This is a genomic window from Zhongshania sp. (genome assembly GCF_041584495.1).
In the GTDB taxonomy this organism is placed as follows: Bacteria; Pseudomonadota; Gammaproteobacteria; order Pseudomonadales; family Spongiibacteraceae; genus Spongiibacter.
Genome location: NZ_JBFHDY010000147.1, coordinates 1 through 6617 on the forward strand (window position 1 = coordinate 1; position 6617 = coordinate 6617).

Genomic DNA, 6617 nt, shown 5'->3' on the forward strand with positions numbered 1-6617 from the left:
CCGTTTTGATCAACTGGGGCTGATCTCGTTAGTGGATCAGTATCGTCGTCTCATGAGTACAATATGAACCGCCGTATACGGAACCGTATGTACGGTGGTGTGGGAGGACGGCGGAAGTGATTCCGCCTCCTACCCGATCCATACAATTCTTTTTTTTAGCTCAAAATATATTAGTTGAACGCGCGGCTAAGAACAAAACAGCCTAATCTGATGCTTGTCAGCTAGGGGATGAAAACAGTATAAAGCGCACTATAAACGCGGGTTTATTGTTTCCGGGAGGAGTTCGTATGGGGTCGCGTAGTCGTAGTACAGATAGTCAAGTTTCAAACCCAAGCTTTGTGCCCAGCCAGACCGTGCATGATCGTATGCGGGATCAGCTGTCTAAAGATGTTCAAGATTTTTTGGCGCGCGGCGGCGAGATAAAACATCTCGAACCCCATATGCGCAGCAATCTTGCCGACACCGATTCAGACTCCGATACGTTCTGACATGGGCATTGGCTAGCGCGTGCTGGAATGCAGTTTTTGAATTAAGCGTGGTAAGTCGCGCCAGTCATCAAAGTGCAGGTCGGCCAGTGGATGTGGTTCAGGCGCGTGTTCTATAAGCCGCGCTTGAATGGCATGCATACCGACTGCCTTTGCCCCAGCGATATCGTCATTGATATTGTCACCGATGTGAATACTCTCTTGGGGCAGGCAATCGGCCTGTCTTAATGCTTCCAAAAAGAGTGGCGCTGCGGGTTTGGCGGCGCCAACTTGCTCGGCTCTATGATGGGAGTGAAAGTACTGGCTAATTGGCAGGCGGCTCAGATCGGCATTGCCATTGGTCAAGCTAATGAGCATGAAGTCTTGGCTTAATTCGGCAAGTACCTTGGCACAGTGTTCAAATAGCTGCACGTTCTGGCGGGCGTGATAAAAAACATCAAAGGCCGCGGCGGCTAATTCTTGGCTTTGCTCACCATAACCAGATTCAATTAAGGCCTGATTTAGGCTGTCGACCCGCCATTGCGAAATATGGTGCTCTAGGCCAGGGTTGGCGCTTAAGTATTGCAGGCGGTGCTCACGCAGTGCCTTGGGGCTGAACATAGCGGTAAGCGCAGGCGCCGCGGTTTGCAGGTGTAAATAAAATGCCTGCTCGGCCATAGCGATGGTGGGGGCGGTATGCCAAAGGGTATCGTCTAGATCAAAACTCAGTAGTTTAATCTTGCTCATTATTCACCTTGCGTGTTGCTCGAGGGTGGGCCTTGTCATAGACCTGGGCTAAATGTTGGAAATCCAAATGAGTATAGACCTGGGTCGTCGACAGATTGGCGTGGCCGAGTAACTCTTGGACGCCGCGCAAATCGCTGCTGGACTCCAATAAATGGCTGGCAAAGGAATGGCGCAGCATATGCGGGTGAACGTGGGCCGGTAAACCCTGCTGCGTGGCGCGAAAACGCAGGCGCTGTTGTATTGCGCGGTGACCGAGGCGCTGACCGCGTTGGCCAAGAAACAGCGCCTGATCGGGGGTGAGACTGGCGCGGGTGTTGAGCCACTGCCTCAGGGCCGCAATCGCAATACGACCAATTGGCAGGGTTCGGGTTTTATTGCCTTTGCCGGCCACGGTGACTAAGGCGTCATTTAAATCTAAATCGCTTACATTGAGCGCAGCAAGCTCTGCAAGCCGGACGAAGTTCGCAAGGTCATTGCGATAGGCGCTAAGCGTATGCGGCGACAGCCGTCGGGCGGTGGCCAGATAGTCCAAGAAATCCTCGAGTTCGTGCTGAATACTCATGTCAGGCGCCGCAAAGTCAGAATGCGTAGCTTAAGCACTGCCCCCAGTGGGAGCAAGCTCGTTGTGGCGGATTTATTTTTAGTTGGCACTACTGCTATTGAGGGTGGATATGTTACAACTAAGTTCTCGCTAAATATAAAAAGAGAACAATACGCATGTCGCAAACCCTGTTGCCACCGGTTAAAGAATCACCGCCGTGGTGGCTCAGTCTTCCAGAGGATTTCTACTGCCAGGCTGACGGCACTGAACTCGATGGTGAGTACCCACTAAAGGTTTATGGCACGGCGATAATGGACCGTATAGTGCGCACCGGTTTAGGCGTTATGATTTCGGGTGCTTTGTTGCCTCAATTCTTTATTGGCGACGGTATGGCTCGCGAGCGGGCTCGCATGAATTTTTACGCTCGCTTGGCGGAATCTCGCGATGTCGACGATGTGTTTATACCGCCGCCCAAGGTCGATGTTAAAATCCATAAAATTGGCCGTTTTGGCTATAAGCCCAAAGACATTCCGGCGGTTGAATTGCGTTTCACTAGCCCGTTTACCCCGCTGAACCCCGACCTCACTGACAGCTATTTGAGCTATAAGCGTAACCGAACTGCCTGCGCGCAGTATTGGAGTCATCCAGGCGGCCCGCGTCCGACCTTAATCTTTGTGCACGGTGTGGTTGAGAGCTCGTATGCCTTTAACAGCTTGTTTTTTTCGCTGAGTTCGTTTTACAACAATGGCTACAATATATTGTTAATGACCCAGCCGTTTCACGGTTCTCGCGCCGAGCCATGCCACCCTTTTAGCGGTTACGGCCTCTTTGCCGGCGGTTTTTCTCAGCTAAATGAAGGCATGCTCCAAGCCGTGTCTGATGCGCGGGTGTTTATAGACTACTTATTTGAGCGCGGCGCGCCCCATGTAGGGATTAGCGGCCTGAGTTTGGGTGGTTATTTGAGTTCAATAATGGCGGTTGTTGAGCCCCGCTTGGCATTTTGTATACCGAACTCACCGTTAGTCTCTCCGGTCGATACCGTGCGCAGCTGGCAGCCAACGGGTGCCTTAATGGACTTGATTGGCAAGCGCACCGGCTTAACGCCAATGGATCTTCGTCGCGGCTTGGCAATACACAGCCCACTAAGTTACCAGCCCAAACTTGATCCCGAACGGGTCATGGTCATCGGCGGCGCTGGTGACCGCTTTACCCCGCCGCGCTTTGTGCGCCTACTCCACGCCCACTGGCCAGAATCTCATTTGCACTGGTTTCCGGGTAATCACCTAGTGCACTTAGGGCAAAGTGAGTACTTGAAGTTAATGCAGCTGTTCATGGATAGACATTGTCAGGCAGTGACGACAGAGAAGGGAGACGCTTGACCGTACACGCCAAAGTGACAATTTTTTGCTGAGGGCATCCCGGCGAAGGCAGCGAATGTTTCTTCCAGCTAACGCCTTAAGCAATGCCATAAACAATCGGTACTGGCGCAGTGTTTTGCGCTTTAACTGAGCCTTATCGACTCCGCAACTACATGGCCCCCAGTCTTCGCAGGGGGTGCCAAATAAAAGGCGTAGGGGGGGTCACGACATGCATATGGCTCCCTGCCGGCGCAGTGATGACTCGGATTAAAATCGTCGCCCCTGCGAAGGCAGGGGCCCATCTCAGCAACGAAGTGAATTCACACTTTACACCCCATCGCCCTGAAGCAGTCCGCTACTTCGACTTAGCAATCACCTCATTCGCATACCAAGTCATCACACCTGTTTTCTCTTCAACGGTTTTATCATCTGCTTCAGAGGCATAGACATCACGGAACGCAACCAGCACTTCATTTACACCTATGTCTTCAAGACGCTTTATCCCATCAGCGCTATAGGCTTCCGCCGTCATCGCTTGAAACTCAAAAGGCAGGTGATCGCGATCGTACTCTTTGCGGAAGCCATTAATTTTATCGATCATGTCCTTAATAGACTCAAGTTCGCCACCGGCCGCAATCCAACCATCGCCTAATCGCGCTGCGCGGCGCAATGCCGGAATAGAATGGCCGCCGACCAGTATCGGCGGGCGAACAGAGGGTACCGGGCATAGCTTTATGGCGGGAAGATCGAATATATCCCCCTTATAAGCAAAGTACTCACCACTCATCAGGCCATTGATGATCTCAATCATTTCATCCATGCGCTTGCCGCGTTTTTCCCACGCAACATTGCTCACTTCAAAATCTTCTGCCCACGGGCTAATGCCCACGCCGTAAGTAAAGCGATTGCCGCTCAACACCGCCAATGTCGACAAAGACTTAGCAATTAAGGCTGGCTCGTGCACCGCCAGCTTATGCACCGAGGAAGAAAAGCGAATAGTGCTGGTCATTGCCGCCAAGTGCGCCGTCAGTATAAACGGTTCCATAAATGGCACCCCCTCTAAAAACGCGCGGCTGCCGTCAGCGTTGTAGGGGTATTTGGAACTCGCCTCTTTCGGATAGCAAATACTGTCGGGCATGGTAATCGTATCAAAGCCCAGCCGCTCGGCTTCTAAGGTCAGGGGCGCATACTGCTCCTGCGGGCACATACTGTGGTGATAGGCAAACTTCATCGCTAATCCCTTCCCCGGTCATTATTGTCATAGGCCAACCCAGCTGAGTCAGCAGCAATCACATTAATACAAAGCTGCGGTTGCCGCCTCACCCAAATGGCGCAGCAAATTGACGATTACGGTCTATGCTAATAGTAGGTTTATGCAGGCAAGCGCAGGGTTTTAAACCGTAACATTGCCTCTAATATGGTTTATTTGGTTCAATTTTTTGTTAATATAACCAATAACTTAGAGTAATTCAGAAAAATAAAACACAGTGGTAACACCATGAATGTGAGCACCATAAAAGACAGCCGCAGCGTGCGCACCCGCGAAGCACTTATTCGCACCGCCGAACTCTTGTTTGCTGAGCAAGGCTACGAAGCGGTGTCGGTCAATACCATCACCCGCGAAGCCAACCAAAACAACCGCAACGCCGTGCAATACCATTTTGGCAACAAAACCGGCCTGTTACAGGCTATTTTTGATAAACACAGCCCTAGCGTAGCCGCTAAGCGCGCCGATTTAATCGACGCCTTACTTGCCACCACCCAGCCCGTGGCTCGCTTACTGGCCACCGCCATCGTCGAACCGCTCTTGGACAAACTCACCGATCCTGACGGCGGCGAGGCCTATTTACACATTAGCGCTGAGCTTATAGCCAGCAATACCTTGGGCTACAGCCTGCCACACGCACACCCACTGCAAATACCCAGAGAAACCAAGCTGGCCACACTGGCCGCCAAACAGCTAACTCATCTGCCACCGGAAGTAGGCCAGCAACGCATTCTCATGATGAATGTTCTCGCTTTTCACGGAATCTCTGACCACGCGCGGGTGCGTAAAAACCGGCAATTAGACCCAATGATACGTGACACCGACTTTATGGCTAGCAATCTCATCGACAGCATTACGGCAATGCTCGAGACCCCGCCATCGTCCAACACCTTACAAATACTCAAGCAACGCCAAGGCAAATAACTCACAATGAAGGCCCACACGGAGTAACAAAACCGAATTTATGCGTTTTACTTTTTTAGGCACCAGCGCCGGCACGCCAACGGCGCAACGCAATGTCACCGGCCTAGCGCTGAACATAGACGACAACCGCGACTGGTATTTAATCGACTGTGGCGAAGGCACTCAGCACCGCCTATTGCATAGCCACCACTCCAGCGCCAAACTCAAAGCCATCTTCATCACCCACGTTCACGGTGACCACTGCTACGGATTACCCGGCCTTATTGCCAGCGCCAATATGAGCGGCCGCACCGAGCCACTCACGGTCTGCGCGCCAGACGGCATAGAGCAATACGTTCGCAACACCTTTGCCCTTACCGATGTTCACAATATGCGCTTTCCCCTGCATTTTGTACGCAGCGACCAGCCGGGTTTTTATTACAATGACGGCGCCATTCAGGTAAGAGCCATCGAAATGTCGCACCGGGTTCCCTGTTTTGCCTACCAGATTACCGAAATCCCCCCAACCCACATCAACGAAACTAAACTCGATACCCTTGGCATACCTCGCGGCCCACTGTGGCACCAATTACAACAGGGTGAAGATATAACACTGCAAAATGGCAACAGCCTGCGAGCCAGCGAGGTATGCACCCCCGCTTGGCCAGCCCGCAAAATTGTCGTTGGCGGCGACAACGACCAACCCAGCCTACTGCATAAGGCACTGCTAGACTGCGACCTACTCATTCACGAAGCCACCTTCACCGAAGACGTCTTCGCCAAAGTCGGCCCGCAATACATGCACAGCACCGCCGCCATGGTTGCCAAAACTGCCACCGACACAGGGCTCCCCCACCTTATACTCACCCACTTCAGTCAACGCTATCGCAGTGGCCATTCATCTAAAAGCAAACACAAAGCCCAGCACACCGTAAAAGACCTCTACAAAGAAGCCCGCGAACACTACCAGGGGAACTTGCTGCTTGCAGAAGACCTGCAAAGCTATCAGCTCGAGAAAGATAAAAGCCTAAATAAGCGCTAACGGCACAAAAGCATTCACTACGCTCACATGGATCCCTGCCTGCGCAGGGAAGACGTTTAGGGATTTGCGGTCCCTGCCTGCGCAGGGAAGACTTGATGGGTGCTGCGAGTTTAATACATGGTCCGTCATGGCCTGCGCAAGTATGGCAGCAAACACCCCACGCTAAACCCACCGTTGCTCCAGCGAAGGCTTAACGGCAACGACACCAGACCAAATCAATCGTCACTCCTGCGGAGGCAGGAGTCTATCCCAGCAACGAAGTTTGGGCTTAGACGTTGGGGTAATAAGGCATTCA

7 protein-coding genes are annotated in these 6617 nt (G+C 52.3%); 4 read left to right on the top strand and 3 right to left on the bottom strand.

Annotation, left to right across the window (positions count from 1 at the left end):
* Positions 1-287 precede the first annotated feature (287 nt).
* On the top strand, positions 288-488 hold the full coding sequence (locus ABYP33_RS16610; protein WP_373092267.1) for a hypothetical protein: 201 nt from the start codon (positions 288-290) through the stop codon (positions 486-488).
* Positions 489-500: 12 nt separating this feature from the next.
* Here ABYP33_RS16610 and ABYP33_RS16615 read toward each other — a convergent pair whose 3' ends face one another.
* Both ABYP33_RS16615 and ABYP33_RS16620 read right to left on the bottom strand, forming a co-directional pair.
* Entirely contained in the window at positions 501-1211 is a 711-nt protein-coding gene (locus ABYP33_RS16615) for an HAD family hydrolase (RefSeq protein ID WP_373092268.1), read from the bottom strand.
* Positions 1198-1773: a tyrosine-type recombinase/integrase gene (locus ABYP33_RS16620; RefSeq protein ID WP_373092269.1), complete on the bottom strand. Its 576-nt coding sequence runs from the start codon at positions 1771-1773 to the stop codon at positions 1198-1200. Before ABYP33_RS16620 ends, ABYP33_RS16615 begins: the two co-directional genes overlap by 14 nt.
* A 155-nt stretch (positions 1774-1928) precedes the next feature.
* Between ABYP33_RS16620 and ABYP33_RS16625 the strand changes: the two genes are divergently transcribed.
* Positions 1929-3131: an alpha/beta hydrolase family protein gene (locus tag ABYP33_RS16625; RefSeq protein WP_373092270.1), complete on the top strand. Its 1203-nt coding sequence runs from the start codon at positions 1929-1931 to the stop codon at positions 3129-3131.
* A 334-nt stretch (positions 3132-3465) separates the two neighbouring features.
* Here the strand turns inward: ABYP33_RS16625 and ABYP33_RS16630 are convergent, their stop codons facing one another.
* The gene (locus ABYP33_RS16630) at positions 3466-4341 is read right to left on the bottom strand and encodes a TIGR03619 family F420-dependent LLM class oxidoreductase (RefSeq protein ID WP_373092271.1); all 876 of its coding nucleotides are present in this window, start codon (positions 4339-4341) and stop codon (positions 3466-3468) included.
* Between the two features lie 267 nt (positions 4342-4608).
* Between ABYP33_RS16630 and ABYP33_RS16635 the strand changes: the two genes are divergently transcribed.
* Both ABYP33_RS16635 and ABYP33_RS16640 read left to right on the top strand, forming a co-directional pair.
* A complete protein-coding gene (locus ABYP33_RS16635) occupies positions 4609-5301 on the top strand; it encodes a TetR/AcrR family transcriptional regulator (RefSeq protein ID WP_373092272.1) in 693 nt (230 codons plus the stop codon).
* 40 nt (positions 5302-5341) lie between these two features.
* On the top strand, positions 5342-6322 hold the full coding sequence (locus ABYP33_RS16640) for a ribonuclease Z (protein WP_373092273.1): 981 nt from the start codon (positions 5342-5344) through the stop codon (positions 6320-6322).
* The last annotated feature ends 295 nt before the right edge of the window (positions 6323-6617 follow it).